This window comes from Paraburkholderia sp. J11-2, assembly GCF_905220185.1.
GTDB lineage: Bacteria > Pseudomonadota > Gammaproteobacteria > Burkholderiales > Burkholderiaceae > Paraburkholderia.
This window is the reverse complement of record NZ_CAJMYY010000047.1, coordinates 18,296-34,429: the sequence shown is the minus strand read 5'-3', so window position 1 is coordinate 34,429 and position 16,134 is coordinate 18,296. Positions and strand designations below refer to the sequence as shown.

Here is a 16,134-nt window from a genome sequence, read left to right as displayed (position 1 = left end):
AGAGGCGCTGGCGTGTCCCTGAGCCCGCGGGAAGTTGCGAAATTCCCGAATTCGCCTACGCTTAGCGGCACGCCGTGCCACTACCGTCTTCCAAGCGAGGCGAACCGTGATACGCAAGACGCTAAGAAAGCCATCGGCACGCAGCCCCACCCAGAGGGAGTTGATACTCGCTTACCCAGCGCTTGGGCAAACCCCAGCGGCCCTGCGTACCCAGTGCGTAGCTAGTTCAATGTCCATGGTCGGTTGTCGAGCCGACGTTGGAATGTCCGGGCTGATGCATAGGCCGATCGCCGCAGGCGCCGCACGCGGTCCGACGGTGAGACGACGACAGATGCTCTCGTCGGCCCAACTGCATCCGGCAAAAATCCCCGGACCGTGGACATCGATGTCCAGATCATGACGGGCGAAGGGGAGGGCCAGCGGAAGGCCCATCATCTGATCGTCGAGAACAAGGTGAAGGCGTCCTCTGCTCAGCGCACGCAACTGGCTGATGAGTTTGCCTGCGTAAGCGCCGCTATTCGGGAGGCGGACCCGGCGCCCATCACGGTGGTGTTCCTCACGCCTCCGGGCGAATCGGGCGCACTGCGAGACGAGTTTGGCACCCTGGAACTCGATGGCCAGGACGCGCACCGAAAAGCATGGATGCGCTGGCGAGCGCCGGCCGCTGAGCATCAGCAAACCATTGTCGACCTGATCCGTGAACTGCTTCGCCGCGAAGCCATCGCCGAGATCGAGCCGATCACCGACTACATTCGCCACACGCTCAAGGCGTTCGTTCTGTTCCTTCAACGCGAAATCGTTTCGGAATCCGCGGAAAAGCGGCGGCTCCCGAGTCTGGATGCAACGGATGCGACCGACCAACGCATTGTCGAGCTCGACAGCGAACGCTATCTGATCGTGCGGTACGGGGACGAAACCGTGAAGGTGTTTGATGTCGAAGAGGATCAGGAAGTCGATGCGCATCCGAAACTGCGGCGCACAAACGAGGCCTATGGCTTGGATGTCCCGCTGACCTACGCCTCGCAGCGCATCAAAAATACCCGCGTGCTTGGCAAGCAAATCCTGAAGGCGCTGTGGGAGCGCAATCTTGGCATTGTGCCGGACGTGGCGCGTGGTCAGGGCACAGCGTGACTCGCTCAGGCCCTGCCTGCATCCCTCGACAGTTCTAACATGGCCGTGTGAAATAACACGGCCATGTTAGGCAGAGGCACGCGGACTAGAAGAACGAACCAGAGCTGGAGGAGGGTGGCCGTCGACAAGCTGCCTCTTCGCCTGATTACTCTCCGGCCACGACACCCTACGCGATATGAGATCAGCAAGAGGCCCTCACGTCGGGCGTAGGCCGTAATAAGTTTGTCACTAGGGCGGCCTCGACGTGGCGGCGCTTCTCGACGCCGACGTTTTGTTTCTACTCCGAGCGCAATAAGAACGTCACTTCGCCTTAGTCCGTATTAAATCTGACACTTCGCATCGCAGAAGGACCTCCCGGGATTCCAGCGGCTTGATCAGCGCACGCGCAGTTCGGTTGAAAAACGCAGCTATATCGCTAATGCCCGTTAGCGATATAGCTGCACCTTGAGCACAAATCAGCGGCCTCACACATCGGCATATGACCACTGACAAACGAAACTAAATTTCGGGCGATTTGAGGTCGAGGCAGTGATAGCCACCTCTCAACGGAGCGGATCCTGAATGAGGCCGGTTCGCGCGATTGGTCCGAGCGAAAAGTCCGAGCCGACGCCTCAGCGAGGCCATCAAGGGTCATACGGGTTTGCCTTACGCTCCTTGAATCACCGCACGAGACACAATCGCCACATCTTCGGAGTGGGGCGCACGGCAATTCGGCGCCAATGACTCACTTCAATCCGGTGCGAATGTAAAGTTCGCCTCAACCTGCCCCCCTTCATCCGAAATGATCGTCGTTTCCGGTGAAAATGGTCCGACCTTCGAGCACGTAAGCCACGCTTCCTTGCCCCGAGAATCTTGGGTTGGCTTGCGACGACAGACCCAGGTGAATTTTGTGCTCAGCCTTCCGTCCGGCCTGAAAACGACGACTGCACTTTGCCCATCCGGTCTCGCACCTTGAGCCGCATCGAAAACAGTGCGGAGAAGCGCCAATGATCGCCAATTGCAACGCCCTGGCAAGTAGCGATCCAGAAAAAAGCGTACCGAGTACTCTGTCTGCCCGGCGGGAACACGGAGCCAATCAATGACTTCCTGGGCAGTATCTGGCGCTCCCATCACACGACCAGCAAGCGTTTGTGTCTGACATTGTTTTGCCTGCGTGGTGTAAGTAAGCGCGAACCACAACTCAAGATTGGAGTCCTTACGCCCTTTAATGACGACGAGCCTTTGCGCGGATGGATTGAGTGTCGGCTTATCAATTAGCCGATTCTGCTCGGCCTCTTCGTGGGCGTGGAACTCGATTTCGGCCGGCTTAGCGCGTACAACAAAGGCTTGTCCAACGAGTCCCCAGAGAACCGTTGTTCCCATCACCAGGTGCAGTAGCTTCATTGCCGTCCTCATCCCCGATTTTACTGTCCGTCGAACGCAAAGGAACTTGATGCGGCGATGATATGCCATTAATGCAGCACACGTGCCGCCACCGATTTCGACCTAGATTGACGTGTGGTTCCAGGTTCTAGACCAGTAGAGAGTTCTCCGCGTTGCCTTGTCGAAGTGGTTGTCTCGCGTCCGTGGATTCTCCACACATTTGCTGTCGCAACGGTGACAGAATTAATGCGGTCTATGCTATCTGTGCAAAAGCGACGGAGAGTGATGAATAAACCATGCAAAGAGCAGTATTACGGCGAGCAGAGGCGACAGCCCAGCACAAATTATGCTTATCGTTCGAATTCTGGCGGGACCCCACCGGTTTCCAGTGGGTTTGGCCGGCATAGAATCAGCCAAATGAGCGAGGCGCAGTTCGCCTGCAATTTCCGATAATGCGGAGAAAAGATGCTCTCCGTCAGTGCCATCTCTGCTCGGAAAGCCTGCCATCAAATTGACGCGCGTAGTCAACGTAGAATTGTTTAGCTCTATGCTAAACGCATAGTTATCCAAAACGTAAATCAATAAAGAGTTGATACGCTCGCAGTCGCGCAAAATGTCTGCCACGGCTTTGGAATGCCTTCCAAACACAAACAGCCTCGGCGCGATTTGATAGCGACGCAATCCTGAAAAACATCTTGTCAAAACAGTTGCGGGGGACGTCGAAAATCCAATATCAACTCCGGCTGCTATCGGCACCTCAATCCTTAGCGTCTGCAGCGATTGAAAGAACGACACGTCGAGGCCATGGCGTTTCGCCCTGTCTTCGTATTCGCCCATTTTGATTGTTTGGGTAGGTGCTGTGTGCGCATTGTAAAGCCGGAGTCATATAGGTCCGCAACCACGTGGAAACCCGACGTCCGCCGCCTTCGCACGGAGTCCTGCAAATGTCGGCCGACTGGCTGAACTCGGAAGTGGGAGACCGATCATCCGAGTTTCGGAAGCTCTGTGACCTTGAACTTCTGTAGACGACTCTGAACAGCCGCACTGGCGAACGCGAGGAACACGGCCATTCAGTCGTAAGGTCAATCAGTTCGCAGACGTCAGAAAGAAGCGAGATCAACCAGAATCCGTTTTGTGCAGACTCCTTCGGTCGATGTCGTACCCCGTCGCGGAGTCCGCCTGCCTCGTGTGCGCGAGAGAACATACAGAGGCAGAAACAAGTGTCTAATCTGTACCGTCGAACTGAGTTCCAGTGCATTAGCAGTCGACAGTGCTGCAGCGCTAATCCAAGAAAGCAAACTGGGGTTTCCCTTACTCGCAGAATCATGACGACAATTCGGGGCTGGGTTTACGTCATCACCAACAAGGCTATGCCGGACTTGGTAAAGATTGGATATTCAATCAAGGATCCGGCCTTACGCGCTAAGGAATTGGCTAGCACCGGCGTACCGGAGCCCTACAAGGTTCAATATGACATATTGGTGCTTCAGCCTCGCGAGGTAGAACAGCGAGTTCATGTGGCTCTTGCCGAATTGAAGGCGGGGAAGGAATGGTTCAAATGCACAGTTAGCCACGCTATCGGAACGATAGTACGCATAGCTGGCTCTGATGCGCTCTTGGAACATCGAGAAGAGTTGTTGCTATGCCGAACAGCAGTTGGAGAAGTGGAAACCGATGTTTTGAAAAGCAATGGTGTTCGGATCACACGAACGATGGCTGTCAACGGCGCTTGCCAGAGATGCGGAACTAGCTTCTCCGTCACGCTAACTCGCGGAGAGTCTTCTGCACGTTGTCCAGAATGCTTTTCGTCAGTGGTTCTTGGCGCTAACTGGTACTAGTGAGATCGCGCAGATTGAGCGGTCGCGCGTGTTTACGTTACGCCGTCCGTCCCCGGGTGCGGCGTTGCCGTTAAGATTCGCGGCTCTGGCGTCAGCGAGACTGACCATAGCGGCGGTTGGTCGATTGCCGCGCCAACGGCAGCTATGGCCGATGCAACGCATCAACGTTGCGAAATCAATGGCCGGTTCCCGATTGGGGGCGACGCCCGAATGTCTGTGCGACGGTACGAGCGAATGACGCTTCATGACCGCACGGTGCCCTACGCCGCGCCCGACGGTCGTGCCGGTCGCCGAAACCAGCGCCTTCCCCGGCAAAAGATGAAAAACAGAATAGCCGCCGTCGCGATGATGAAAGGATATGCGTTCATGCGATGTATTCCTCCCTCGTCGGTTACGGGGAAGCCACCAGAAACCGGGATAGCTACGCCATACCAGACGGCGATGAACAGTGCCGTCATCAAAGTCGCCAAGGGGCGCTGGAACACAGCCGAGGGATTGAATACGAGCATGTAGACGGCCATGTAGACGGCCATGGTCACACCTGAGAGCGGGAACGCCAAGATGATCGAAAACACGGCTGCGATACCATAGTTCCGAATCTGTTCAAGCCTCGATTTGCTCATGGAATGTTTAGTTTTATTGGACCGCAAGGGCGATTGTCAACCATCTGCGCCGCGATGTCGAATGACCGCCGCCGACACCGGCACTTCGGCGGCAACGGCGCGTTGAACAAATAATGTTCCAACGGTCACATGCGGTGCGGACCACGGGCTTTGACGCGTTCGTTGTGGCTGATGTGCGGAAGCTTCCGCGCGTAGTGGCACTGGCCCCGCAGTCGCCGCGTACTGCGTTGATGGGAACCGTCTGCGCAGCGCGAACCTAGATCGGAGCAAGCATGGTGTCGCGGCAACGCCTGTCGCCACAGCGACAGGCGTACTCGCTGGCTGAATCGCGCGCTTTTGCCGAGACTTCAAGCGCGTAGTCGATGAATTCTGTGGCCACAGAAGATGAACAGCTCCTCGCCGGGCTGGATGAGCCTCGTTGCCTCGATATACACGCGGCCCGCTTCTTCAACGGCTTCGCAGTTTGCCGCGCAGGCATGGTTGAGCCAGCGTGCGCCGTTACCACCGCGGCCGCCGTCGATGACACGACCATTGGACAGGCCAAACAGAAAGGTATGTCCGGTATCCTCGCGACGCGCGTAATACCGCGCCGCCTCACGCCAGGTCGTGACGAGCCCCCTGTATTCGAAGATGCGCTCGCCGGCAGACAGTGCAAGCAGGGCGAAAACGCCCTTGCCGTGGATCGGGGACCGCCGCACCGAGACTCGCTTCATGATCGTTGGGTTGAAGAAGAAACGTGCGGAGTATAGCGGGGGAAACGGCACGCAACATGCGAGCGGGCTTGTTCACGCACCCATCGCCCATGGGTGGCCGGATATGGGCGCGGGAGCCCATACCTTGCTTTCGCATAGGCGGCTGGACCTGCCCTGCGTGCTTATCTTCGCGCGCAGCGCGAAGGCCTCGCTGCTGCCGCCGTGGGACGTGCGGCAGCAGGGACTGTTTTCCTAGATGAGGTCCTGTTTGCCGGAACGCAACCGGTCGGGCAACCACCGATCGCGTCATCATGAAGCGGGCTATGATCGCCGTCATCGTGTTTCGTGTCTGGGAGGCAATCTTGGCGACGTTCAAGGAACTGAAAGCACAGATGGCCAGGCTCGAGGAGCAGGCGGCGGCGGCCCGGGCTGCGGAGTTCGAGGAAGTCCTCGCAGATATCCGGGCAAAGGTGGCCGATTATGGGTTTACGGAGCGGGACATTTTCGGCCGTGGGCGCGGCCGCCCGCGAAAGACTGCCGCGGGTGTCTTGCCGCCCAAATATCGTGATTCCAAGACGGGGGCCACGTGGTCGGGCAGGGGACGGGCGCCTGACTGGATCAAGAACGCAAAGAACCGCGACAGGTTTCTGATCTCGCCCTGAAGGACCGCTTCGGTGGCAAGGCAACGGGCAACCTGCTCACAAATTCGGAAACCCCACTAGTCTCGCTATTCACACGCCCTCGGCACGAAGACTCTCGCGTTCGCAAAGGCGAACAGCTTCACAGTCGAGGCTGAGACTTACGATAGCTCTTGCGGGCGATTGCGCAGGAGGAGCGTGGCTAACGGCGCAAAACCCAGTGGGTCATATCGACCCGAAGCGGTCTTGCGACATTGTTTTCTAGAGCGGCCGCTCATGGCCCAATAGCCGCCTGTCGAGCCTCTCGACTCAAGCGCTTGACCGCTGGCGACTCATCGATGCAGATCGGCCGTTGGTCAACAGACGCCGCTCGCATATCAAGATACATTCCAGTCTGCAATTCCGCCCCTTTCGTCCAGTTCAAAAGGTGTTGTCGACAGGATGTGGTTCTGCGCGCTACAGCAAGTACATCCTCACTGGCGTCCATCGAAGTCGTGACGGCTTGCATTGGGCATTCTGCGCAAGCGGTGTGGTCGGTGGTCAGCTGTGTCGCGCACAGGACCCAAACGCGAAGCAAGTCGCTGGCTGGGCGGCCGGCAATTGAGTCTTAGGCAGCCAGTCTTGATTCAGACCCGGATCGCGTAGGCGATAGTTTTTCTATCAATTACGCGCAGTTTTTCTGGTTTGCGTCACAGCGTATTAACGCGAAGAATGACGACGTCGGTGTACCGGACAAATTCCCGCTAACCGGAGAGTCAAGTGTTCTATCTTCAGATTACCCTCAAGATCGCGGCACCAAATCGCGCTGCTGCATCTGAGATCTACGGCAGGTACAAGCAGCCTTTCCTGACGACTATCGAGGCAGCGCAATCGAAAGCATTGCTCGTTCGCGATGAAGATGTGCAGGTTCTGCACGGCTTCGAAACAGAGGCGACTGCGAATGCCTACCTCGGCAGTACGCTTTTCACGAACGACGTGGTAGAAGGCCTCAAACCGTTGCTGGAGGCCGCGCTGGACGTGCGCCTATATCAGGTCGCGTAACCTCCTGGCGTGTCTTTGACTTGCAGTTGTCTGCATGCGGACAACTGAAAAAGCAGCAAAACCACCTTCAGATCATATCGGAGTAATGTTTGTGCTTGTAAACGCGGATTTTTCGCGGCGTGCCATTCTTGCTTCGCAAGATTACGCATGGCTCGCCTCGCCTCAGGCCGGTGTGGAGCGCGTACTGCTGGACAGGATTGGCGGCGAAGTTGCACGTGCCACAAGCATTGTGCGATATGCACCTGGTTCGCAGTTTGCTCGACACACACATTCGGGGGGAGAAGAGATTCTTGTGCTAAGTGGGACTTTCTCGGACGATGAGGGTGACTACCCGACCGGCTGGTATCTGCGCAACCCGCCAAAATCGTCGCATCGACCGTTCAGTTCCGACGGCGCAACAATCTTCGTCAAACTTCAACAGTTCGCAGCGGGAGATGACGCCGTAGTTCGCATCAACACGACAGATCCAGCGGTGTGGTCAAATGTGGGTCGTCGAAGTATCTGTTGGCTGCACACATTTGACGATGAGCAGGTGAGCATGCAGCGCATTGAGGCAGGCGAATCCGTTTTCAGTGGCCCTGCCAATGGCGCAGAGTTACTGCTTGTGTCCGGCACGCTGCTACTGGATGACGTGGCCTACTCACGCGGAGCGTGGCTGCGTCTGCCCGCACCATCCCGCCCGGACATCGTTGCAGGTGCCGCGGGAGCAACGTTCTATCTCAAGACAGGGCATTTACTTCACTCACCCCGGGAGGTACCGCGATGAGCGCCGCCCGCGTTGTGATCGTTGGTGGCGGCCTCAGCGGACTGTATGCAGCTTATTTGTTGGAGCGAAAAGGGTGGCATGACTACGCGCTGCTCGAGGCCCGGGAGACCGTCGGCGGCCGTGTCCTTGCGCTTTCATCCGTTAGCGAATCGGTAGCGGCCTCATCCTGCTTCGATCTTGGGCCAACCTGGTTCTGGCCTTCGATGCAGCCACGGCTCGGTGAACTCATTGCGGAACTCGGGTTAAACACATTCGAGCAGTACGCGAAGGGTGACCTGCTATTCGAGAGAGCGGACGAACGCGTACCGCACCGCGTCGCGGACTGCTTCGCGCAGGAAGGCAGGCGGGTGCTCGGCGGGATGAGCGCTTTGATCGATGCGCTTCACAAACACGTGGATCGAAAGCGCGTTCACACCGGTCAGCGTGTCTGTTCCATGCGGGCATCGGCCGACGGAATCGAAGTTGTGAGCGAGGATACGATTGGTTCGACGAGAGCCTGGCACGCGGGGCATGTATTGATCGCTATGCCACCGCGACTCGCATCAGAAACTCTCAAATTCGCGCCACTTCTGCCTCCTGAACTATCAGATCGTTGGCAGAGAACTGCGACCTGGATGGCTCCGCACGCGAAATACCTCGCCGTCTACGAGAAGCCATTCTGGCGCGCGCAAGGGCTGTCAGGCGAAGCGCGCAGCGCGCGTGGTCCGCTGGCAGAGATACATGATGCGTCGATGCCGGGTGCGCAGGGGGCGTTGTTCGGATTTGTTGGCCTTCCGGCCCGCTTGCGGGCAAATGTACCGGCGGAACAGCTCCGCGCGCACTGCCGAGCGCAACTGAAACGACTATTTGGCCCGGAGGCTGGAGAGCCGATCGCGGAAGGGCTGAAGGACTGGTCGATCGACCCTTTGACCGCGACTGCGTCGGATCTGACTGAGTCGTCCATACATGCCCCAAGCGCGCCGGCGTCTGCCACGGCCGGTCCATGGCAAGGGCGCATGACCGGGATCGGCAGCGAGTGGTCGCATGCGTATCCCGGATATCTCGCTGGTGCGATTGATGCCGCCGAGCGGGGTGTGCGAGCGCTTTGAACGGCGATTAGCGCGCTCCCCGACACTTAATATTCTATGGAAATCGTCATGAACACGAGTCTTCACGCAAGTTATCGCGCCATGCAAATCACGCAACCCGGGCTGCTTGAATTGGTTGAACGGCCGACCGTTGAGCCAGGTCCCGGCGAAGTGCTGATTGGCGTCGAGGCTTGCGGCGTTTGTGGTGCCGACGCAGCCGATATCGCACGCGCCAACCCTGCAAGCGAGCCTGCTCGCGTGCCCGGGCACGAAGTAGTCGGTCGAATCGTGGCGCTGGGTGCCAACGTAGGCGCCCCATGGAAGATCGGGCAACGAGTGGGTGTCGGTCGCCTCGGCGGTCATTGCAATGCATGCGAGCAATGTCGTCAGGGGCGCTTCCAGCTTTGCTCTGACCAACCGGTTCTTGGCGTGAGCCGTGATGGCGGCTACGCCGAGATGATGCTTGCCCGCGCCACCGGGCTCGTTTCGATACCAGACGAACTTGCATCTGAAGATGCGGCGCCTATCCTCTGTGCGGGAATCGCAACGTTCAATGCACTCAAAAAGTGTGGTGCGGAGGCGGGCGATCTCGTCGCGGTTCTCGGCGTTGGCGGACTTGGACACATGGCTATCCAGTACGCGCGCCGTATGGGTTTCCACGTTGTCGCGCTCGGACGCGGCGAGGACATTGCCGGCGACGCGATTGCACTGGGTGCTCATCGATACATCGACTGCAATGAGGCGTTCGCTGCTGCCAGCTTGCAGGAGATGGGCGGCGCTGCGGCGATTATCTCTACGATCACCCATTCCGATGCTGTTTCAGCTGTCGCGGGGGGACTCGCCTCGGAAGGACGCCTGGTTCTTCTTGGTGTCGGGAAGGACCCTCTGTCGATATCTATTGGCCAGATCGTCGCGGGACAGCGCAGCATAGTTGGTTCAATTACCGGAACGCCATTCGAGAGTGAAAAGGCGCTGGCATTTAGCGTGCTCGCAAACGTGCGGCCGATGATCGAGGTGATGCCACTCGAAGAGGCAAATGCGGCTTTGCGCAGACTCAAGTCGGGCGATGTCCGCTTCCGGATTGTGCTAACGACAGGGCGGACGTTCGCTTGAGTCAGTGCAGCATTGCGCAAACATCGCACCTATGGTGTCGGGGTACCGTGTATTCATCGCCATCGCGCACGTGGCTCGGTGATGCGCCTGCCAGAGCGTGACAATCTACCAGCCGCTGTCCAAAGCCCGGGATAACCGGGGTTCCACGAGCTTTGTGAACCCTGCGCGATGTTCCAGCGCCTGGCCCGATAACGTGCCACCGGCAGTTCCGCGTGTTTCGACGGCAATGGCGATGCCTCACCTTCGGAAGCAGAAACAGCGGCTGCGACATTTTCCAGTCCGGTGCCGGCCACCATCGCTTCAATACGTATAGCCATCAGCGATGGTATCCCGCAGCGCTCGTATGACGCTCGTCTTTTCGGGCCGCCGCTTCTGGCGCTGCAGCGGCGTTTAGCTTCGCTAGAAGGCATCGGTACCCACGCGTCTGACCATTGGCGATTCATCGATACAGATCGACCGCTGGTCAACAGACGGTTCTCGGGCATCGAGATAAATTATCTTCTGCAATCCTGCTCTTTTCATCCAGCTCAAAAGGTATTGTCGAATGTACATTGGATTTATCCCGGTGCTGGTGGCGTTTCTTGCCGCACTAACTTCGCTGCGCAACCAGAAAATTGCTCGAATTCTCTGGATCGTCTCTTCGTTGCTGGTCGTGATATGGACCGTTCACCATGGACGCCATCACGTGCCCGATCTCGCGACGCTGGGGTCATGGTGATGACGATCGACACACGACACCTGAAAGCCATCGATGCCGCAGCGCTGTTGGGAATCTCGATTGTCCTGCTTGGCGCGTTCTACTATCAGTTCGCTCTGGGCGAGCTTCCCTGTGCGTTTTGTAATCTCATCCGCGTCGGCTTCATGTTGCTGGGCAGCGGCTTCCTGCTGAACCTCCATCATGGAACCCGGGCGTCGAATTACGTGATCAGCGCGGCGGGTGCGCTGATCGGTAGCCTCATCAGTCTGCTTTTCATGTTCGCGAAAGCACCGTCCTGGACGACGCCGACAGGCTCGGCTGTCATGGGGCTGCACATGTACACGTGGACCTACATCATCTTCACGGCAGCCATCATGTTCTGTCTTGCGATGCTGGCTCTTACTGTCGGAGCGGGAGCGGAAGAGTCCCCATCCGCTGGCACGTTTCCAAAGGTTCGATCGGCAGCGACAGCGCTGTTCATTCTGCTGGTCGGCGCCAATCTGGTTTCGGCGTTTCTGGAGAACGGTTTCGATACGTTCCGCGCCGGTGGCCAGCAGCATTACCAGATGCTCTATGACGGCGACGTCATGAAGCCCTGACGCCTCGCAATCAACGACAAACATACCGCTCGAACCGCGTCAGGCGGTGGATGTGGTTCGACGCATGCGCGACGGGCGCAACGCCCGTCGCGCGATCATGTTTACCGGAGAATCTAATGAGCAATGACGTACGAGTGACACCATGGCGGGACGGAGACGACGTTCCGGCTGATCTGCTTGCAGGCATGCGGGCGCGCCGTCCGAACGGTGAGTTGATTGGTATTGACCGCATCCTGCTGAGGAGCTTTCCGCTTGCGACCGGCTGGAACGAACTACTGCGCCGCGTGCGCGCGGACTTTCAACTTGATCTCCAGTTACGCGAACTGATCATGTTGCGTGTAGCGGTTCTCAACAAGGCGGATTTTGAATGGGGCGTACATTACCCGGCTTACCTGGCGGCCGGCGGTAGCGAGCAAAAGGCGCAGGAGGTCAAAGCGGAAAGTCCCGCTAGCGCGGTGTTTGATCCGCAGGAGCTTGCACTGATCCGGTTGACCGACCAGTCGACCCGCAATGTGAGCGTGGATGCGGAAGTTATCGACGAACTGAAGGGCTACTTCGGGGAAGCTCAAACGGTGGAGGCGGTTGCTACGGTGGCCGCTTACAACATGGTGTCCCGCTTTCTTGTCGCTTTAGCCATTTGAATCGGGGACAGGGTCGGCGCCCGCGTCAGAAGGGCATCTATGAGCACCGCTCATAGGCGCGTGAAAACATACCATTGTTTTTCAAAATTCCGCGCTGATACGCTCCAAACCATACGAAGCCACACCAAGGGTGTGCCGTTTTACGGATGGAAATCAACGTGAAGTTGAATTTTGAAGAGCAAGGCGCGGGTGCCGCTCCGGGACACAGCAGGTCGAATTTCGACCATGTGATTGATCGCAGGAATTCGAACTCGTTGAAGTGGGCTTTCGGCGAGAAGCTCTTGAGCACCACCGAACACGCGGCCGACCCGTTGCCGATGTGGGTGGCGGACATGGATTTCCGTTCTCCGCAGCCCGTGATCGACGCGCTGCACGAAGCCGTCGAATTCGGCGTATTCGGATACTCCCGCGGAGCAACCGAGCGCTACGTGTCGGCTGTCATTGATTGGCAGGCAAAGCGCTTCGGCTGGGACGTGGCCAGCGAGTGGGTCTTGCAGGCGAGCGGCATCATTACGGCACTGAAAAACGCGATTCAGGCGTTCTCGGCGCCGGGCGACTCGGTCCTGATCCAGACGCCTGTGTATGCACACTTTCACGACGACGTGGTGCTGAACGGGCGGCGGATTGTTTGTGCTCCGCTTGAACGCAAGGGTTCTGACTATCGCTTCGACGAGAAGACGTTCGAAGCGGCAATTCAGCCCGACACCAAGCTGTTCATCCTGAGCAATCCGCACAACCCCACTGGAAATGTGTGGTCTGAAGCGGAACTGCACTCGATGGGGGAGATCTGCCTGCGTCATGGCGTGATTGTGATATCGGACGAGATACACCAGGACCTGATTCTCAATCCGCTCAAGAAGCACATTCCGTTTGCGTCGCTCGGTCCGCAGTTCGCCGATATCAGCATCACCTGCACCGCACCGAGCAAAACCTTCAATCTTCCCGGTCTGCAGAGCGCGAACATTTTTGTGCCGAATCAGCGCATGCGGGACGAGCTGCGTCGGCAGTTCGATCGCAACATGTATCAGTCGGTGAACAGCCTTGGCATGGTGGCTGCGGAAGCCGCCTATTCACAGGGAGAGGACTGGCTCGAAGCCTTGCTGGTCTACCTGCGCGAGAACCAGAACTCCTTCCGCCAGGCCGTGAACAGTTTGACGTCGAAGATCGAGGTGCTGCCCACCGACGCTCTTTATCTGGCCTGGATGGACTGTCGTGGTCTCGGCATGGACCCAGACGAATTGAATACGTTCATGCTTACCCGGGCCAGGATATGGCTCGACAAGGGGACGAAATTCGGCGTCGAGGGGCATGGATACATGCGCGCGAATCTCGGGTGTCCACGTTCGACGGTCGAAGAAGCCGTGCATCGACTGGCGGGTGCACTGGCCGAGTTATAAGAAGGTCGGATCAGCAACAGGGATGAAAGCCAATCTTTTAAATTAGTAGTACGAAATATTGGGATAAAAGACGTTAGATCCCGATTCGAGAAAGACAATACGTGAGATTCATGTGGAGACGATATGGATAAGCACCTCGATACACCTGCCTACGAGCAGGAGGATCTCAAACGAGATCTGAAGAACCGCCATGTGCAGATGATTGCCATTGGCGGGGCAATTGGAACTGGCCTGTTCTATGGTTCATCATGGGCAATACGGACGGCGGGTCCCGCGATCCTGCTAGTCTTCGCGATCGCATCGATTGCGATTTACTTTGTGATGCGCGCCCTTGGTGAGATGGCGGTAGAGGAACCCGTGTCGGGGTCTTATGTTTCCTATGCGAACCGATATATTCACCGGTTCGCCGGTTTTCTCAACGGCTGGAACGCTTTCATTTTCCTGCTTGCGACCAGCGCGGCCGACCTGAATGCGCTCGGGAACTACGTCCACTTCTGGTTTCCCCATATCCCGATATGGGTCACGGCGGGTGCGGCTGTGTCGCTGATGTTCGCGGTGAACATTATCGGCGTGAAGATCTATGGAGAAGCCGAGTTCTGGTTTGCGCTCGTCAAGGTGGTCGCGATCGTCGCGCTGATCCTGTTTGGCTTCGGCATGATCGTGTTTGGTATCGGCAACAACGGCGTGCCGGTTGGCTATCACAACCTGGTCGACAACGGCGGGTTCTTCGTGAAAGGCGCGAGTGGAACTTTCCTCGCGGTGGTCATGGTTGCGTTCTCGTTCGGCGGGGTGGAGAACCTCGGCCTCGCTGCGGGCGAAGTCAAGGACGTGAAAGTGACGATGCCGAAGGCGATCAATGCCACGTTCTGGCGCCTGCTGATTTTTTATGTTGGCGCCATCGCCGTGCTGCTGATGATTTTCCCGTGGACGTCGCTCACCACGAAGGGCAGTCCGTTCGTGCAGGTATTCACCCGCATCGGTATTCCGGCGGCAGCCAGCATCATGAATCTCGTCGTGATCATGGCCGTGCTGTCTGCCGTGAACGCGAGTGTATTCACCAACAGCCGCACCTTCTACAACCTCGCACTGCAGAAAAATGCACCCGCGTTCCTCGGCGTGACGAATGTCCGCAAGGTGCCGCATCGCGCGATTGTGATGGTGTTTGTGACGATGTTCGCTGGCGTGCTGCTCAACTACTTCATGCCAGAGCAGGCGTTCGAACTGTTTTCGTCAGTCACGGTGTTCGCGCTGGTTTGCGCATGGGGTTCCATTGTCATCAGCCATCTTCGCTTCAGAAAGCTCAGGGTTCGCGCTGGTACAGACGGCCAGATTGCCTATCGCATGCCGTTCTACCCGTACAGCAACTATCTGGCGCTGGCGTTCGTTGCGGCGGTACTGGTCGGCATCGCACTGCTGCCTGACATGCGTATGTCACTCATCGTGTCCGCCGTCTGGGTCTTTGCGGTGTATGTCGCGTACCGGTTCTATGTAGGCAAGGAGACTGCGAACGCTACGCAGGATGCGGATGTGCCGAATCCGCGGGACCAGTTGGTGTGATCCGCAATCGGGAGCGGGGCGTATGCGTGGATGTGTGCAAAGGTGCGTGAGTCCAGGCGGGATGGTGGGGAGTCAGGGCCGTTCCGTGTGCGAGGCGGGCGCGGCCAGGCGGCTCGCGCCGTTGTGTTCGCGGCCACGCATATAGACCTGCGGACTGCGCCCCATCTCATGACGGAACGCATAGACGAATGCAGATGTGGAGCCGTAGCCAAGTTCCAGTGCGGTGCGGGTGACATCCATTCCACCGCCAAGGAGCTCAACAGCCCTGAACAGACGCATGCGTCGTCGCCAGGTGCGCAGGCTCATGCCCGTCTCCGCCAGGAACCTTCGTGCGAGCGTACGTGCCGACATGCCTAGTACGTTGCCCCATTCGTCAGGCCCGCGCGGATCGGCCGGATCGGCATACAGCGCCTCGCAGAGCCGGGCGAGGCTTTCGTCGCGCGGCCAGGCAAGCGCGGCGGGCAACGGTCTGGCGCGAGCTAGCTGGTCCAGGATGAGACGCGTGATCCGGCATACATACCCGTCTTCGTCCGGTTGGTCTTCGATGTCGGCGGCTTCGACGATCAGCGCCTTGAGCAGCGGTGAGACCGCAAAGACCATCGGGCTTTCGCCTGCCAGTGTCCGCCCGGTTTCATCGTCGATCCAGAGGCTGCGGAATTCGGCGCCCAGCAGCGAGCCGACGCGGTGCCGCAAACCGGTGGGCAACCACACGGCCTGTTCTGGCGAGATGACCAGTGACTCGCCTTCGGAGATCACGGTCAAGGCGCCCGATATCGCATACACCATCTGGTGCCAGCGATGGGCGTGCTCGGGAAAGGAGTGCCTCGCTGGAATCGACTGGACGCGGACTTTCAGCGGTTGCGGTGGGGAGAGGCCTTCAGGTGGTGTGATCGTTTTCCAGTTCATCTCAATCTGCCTAGTTTGGCAGATATTCTATACATCGTGGCGAAGAGTCGAAAGACAGTCATCTCG

The 16,134-nt window shown here is 58.1% G+C and carries 17 protein-coding genes; 12 read left to right on the top strand and 5 right to left on the bottom strand.

The window, feature by feature from the left end; genetic code table 11:
• The first annotated feature begins 375 nt into the window (after window positions 1-375).
• Window positions 376-1,131: a hypothetical protein gene (locus tag U5A57_RS38895; protein WP_321917434.1), complete on the top strand. Its 756-nt coding sequence runs from the start codon at window positions 376-378 to the stop codon at window positions 1,129-1,131.
• 729 nt (window positions 1,132-1,860) lie between these two features.
• Here U5A57_RS38895 and U5A57_RS38890 read toward each other — a convergent pair.
• Both U5A57_RS38890 and U5A57_RS38885 read right to left on the bottom strand, forming a co-directional pair.
• Window positions 1,861-2,514 carry a hypothetical protein gene (locus U5A57_RS38890; protein ID WP_321917433.1) on the bottom strand — a complete coding sequence of 218 codons (654 nt, stop codon included), beginning with the start codon at window positions 2,512-2,514 and terminating at the stop codon, window positions 1,861-1,863.
• A gap of 237 nt (window positions 2,515-2,751) precedes the next feature.
• The gene (locus U5A57_RS38885; protein WP_321917431.1) at window positions 2,752-3,330 is read right to left on the bottom strand and encodes a hypothetical protein; all 579 of its coding nucleotides are present in this window, start codon (window positions 3,328-3,330) and stop codon (window positions 2,752-2,754) included.
• A gap of 488 nt (window positions 3,331-3,818) precedes the next feature.
• Between U5A57_RS38885 and U5A57_RS41770 the strand changes: the two genes are divergently transcribed.
• Window positions 3,819-4,331, top strand: coding sequence for a GIY-YIG nuclease family protein (locus tag U5A57_RS41770; protein ID WP_408602562.1), 513 nt, complete (start codon window positions 3,819-3,821; stop codon window positions 4,329-4,331).
• A 260-nt stretch (window positions 4,332-4,591) separates the two neighbouring features.
• Here the strand turns inward: U5A57_RS41770 and U5A57_RS38880 are convergent, their stop codons facing one another.
• Complete coding sequence (locus tag U5A57_RS38880) at window positions 4,592-4,954, bottom strand: hypothetical protein (RefSeq protein ID WP_321917429.1); 363 nt, start codon at window positions 4,952-4,954, stop codon at window positions 4,592-4,594.
• Between the two features lie 347 nt (window positions 4,955-5,301).
• Entirely contained in the window at window positions 5,302-5,667 is a 366-nt protein-coding gene (locus tag U5A57_RS38875) for an SET domain-containing protein (RefSeq protein WP_321917427.1), read from the bottom strand.
• Here U5A57_RS38875 and U5A57_RS38870 point away from each other — a divergent pair.
• From U5A57_RS38870 to U5A57_RS38825, 10 genes are all read left to right on the top strand, one after another.
• Window positions 5,666-5,902, top strand: a complete 237-nt coding sequence (locus U5A57_RS38870; RefSeq protein ID WP_321917425.1) for a hypothetical protein — start codon at window positions 5,666-5,668, stop codon at window positions 5,900-5,902. The genes U5A57_RS38875 and U5A57_RS38870 overlap by 2 nt on opposite strands.
• Window positions 5,903-6,008: 106 nt before the next feature.
• A complete protein-coding gene (locus U5A57_RS38865) occupies window positions 6,009-6,308 on the top strand; it encodes an H-NS histone family protein (RefSeq protein ID WP_321917455.1) in 300 nt (99 codons plus the stop codon).
• 735 nt (window positions 6,309-7,043) lie between these two features.
• Entirely contained in the window at window positions 7,044-7,325 is a 282-nt protein-coding gene (locus U5A57_RS38860) for a hypothetical protein (RefSeq protein ID WP_321917423.1), read from the top strand.
• A gap of 34 nt (window positions 7,326-7,359) precedes the next feature.
• Complete coding sequence (locus U5A57_RS38855; protein ID WP_321917421.1) at window positions 7,360-8,091, top strand: cupin domain-containing protein; 732 nt, start codon at window positions 7,360-7,362, stop codon at window positions 8,089-8,091.
• The gene (locus tag U5A57_RS38850) at window positions 8,088-9,179 is read left to right on the top strand and encodes a flavin monoamine oxidase family protein (protein ID WP_321917419.1); all 1,092 of its coding nucleotides are present in this window, start codon (window positions 8,088-8,090) and stop codon (window positions 9,177-9,179) included. The genes U5A57_RS38855 and U5A57_RS38850 overlap by 4 nt, the downstream gene beginning before the upstream one ends.
• A 48-nt stretch (window positions 9,180-9,227) precedes the next feature.
• Window positions 9,228-10,271 carry an alcohol dehydrogenase catalytic domain-containing protein gene (locus tag U5A57_RS38845; RefSeq protein WP_321917418.1) on the top strand — a complete coding sequence of 348 codons (1,044 nt, stop codon included), beginning with the start codon at window positions 9,228-9,230 and terminating at the stop codon, window positions 10,269-10,271.
• A 282-nt stretch (window positions 10,272-10,553) separates the two neighbouring features.
• Window positions 10,554-11,567, top strand: a complete 1,014-nt coding sequence (locus U5A57_RS38840; RefSeq protein ID WP_321917416.1) for a disulfide bond formation protein B — start codon at window positions 10,554-10,556, stop codon at window positions 11,565-11,567.
• A gap of 116 nt (window positions 11,568-11,683) precedes the next feature.
• Window positions 11,684-12,208 (top strand): carboxymuconolactone decarboxylase family protein, encoded by a 525-nt coding sequence (locus U5A57_RS38835; protein WP_321917415.1) that lies wholly within the window; start codon window positions 11,684-11,686, stop codon window positions 12,206-12,208.
• A 146-nt stretch (window positions 12,209-12,354) separates the two neighbouring features.
• Complete coding sequence (locus U5A57_RS38830; RefSeq protein ID WP_415774714.1) at window positions 12,355-13,605, top strand: MalY/PatB family protein; 1,251 nt, start codon at window positions 12,355-12,357, stop codon at window positions 13,603-13,605.
• A 123-nt stretch (window positions 13,606-13,728) separates the two neighbouring features.
• Window positions 13,729-15,162: an amino acid permease gene (locus U5A57_RS38825; protein ID WP_321917411.1), complete on the top strand. Its 1,434-nt coding sequence runs from the start codon at window positions 13,729-13,731 to the stop codon at window positions 15,160-15,162.
• A gap of 72 nt (window positions 15,163-15,234) precedes the next feature.
• On the opposite strand, the gene U5A57_RS38820 is transcribed toward U5A57_RS38825, so the two are convergent.
• Entirely contained in the window at window positions 15,235-16,068 is an 834-nt protein-coding gene (locus U5A57_RS38820; RefSeq protein WP_321917410.1) for a helix-turn-helix transcriptional regulator, read from the bottom strand.
• Between the last annotated feature and the right edge of the window lie 66 nt (window positions 16,069-16,134).

What these genes read in the sequence shown, in the direction of transcription:
- U5A57_RS38890 (WP_321917433.1), bottom strand. Translation starts at nt 2,514, where the DNA reads ATGAAGCTACTGCACCTGGTGATGGGAACAACGGTTCTCTGGGGACTC.
- U5A57_RS38885 (WP_321917431.1), bottom strand. Translation starts at nt 3,330, where the DNA reads ATGGGCGAATACGAAGACAGGGCGAAACGCCATGGCCTCGACGTGTCG.
- U5A57_RS41770 (WP_408602562.1), top strand. Translation starts at nt 3,819, where the DNA reads ATGACGACAATTCGGGGCTGGGTTTACGTCATCACCAACAAGGCTATG.
- U5A57_RS38880 (WP_321917429.1), bottom strand. Translation starts at nt 4,954, where the DNA reads ATGAGCAAATCGAGGCTTGAACAGATTCGGAACTATGGTATCGCAGCC.
- U5A57_RS38870 (WP_321917425.1), top strand. Translation starts at nt 5,666, where the DNA reads ATGATCGTTGGGTTGAAGAAGAAACGTGCGGAGTATAGCGGGGGAAAC.
- U5A57_RS38875 (WP_321917427.1), bottom strand. Translation starts at nt 5,667, where the DNA reads ATGAAGCGAGTCTCGGTGCGGCGGTCCCCGATCCACGGCAAGGGCGTT.
- U5A57_RS38855 (WP_321917421.1), top strand. Translation starts at nt 7,360, where the DNA reads ATGCGGACAACTGAAAAAGCAGCAAAACCACCTTCAGATCATATCGGA.
- U5A57_RS38850 (WP_321917419.1), top strand. Translation starts at nt 8,088, where the DNA reads ATGAGCGCCGCCCGCGTTGTGATCGTTGGTGGCGGCCTCAGCGGACTG.
- U5A57_RS38845 (WP_321917418.1), top strand. Translation starts at nt 9,228, where the DNA reads ATGAACACGAGTCTTCACGCAAGTTATCGCGCCATGCAAATCACGCAA.
- U5A57_RS38835 (WP_321917415.1), top strand. Translation starts at nt 11,684, where the DNA reads ATGAGCAATGACGTACGAGTGACACCATGGCGGGACGGAGACGACGTT.
- U5A57_RS38830 (WP_415774714.1), top strand. Translation starts at nt 12,355, where the DNA reads ATGGAAATCAACGTGAAGTTGAATTTTGAAGAGCAAGGCGCGGGTGCC.
- U5A57_RS38825 (WP_321917411.1), top strand. Translation starts at nt 13,729, where the DNA reads ATGGATAAGCACCTCGATACACCTGCCTACGAGCAGGAGGATCTCAAA.
- U5A57_RS38820 (WP_321917410.1), bottom strand. Translation starts at nt 16,068, where the DNA reads ATGAACTGGAAAACGATCACACCACCTGAAGGCCTCTCCCCACCGCAA.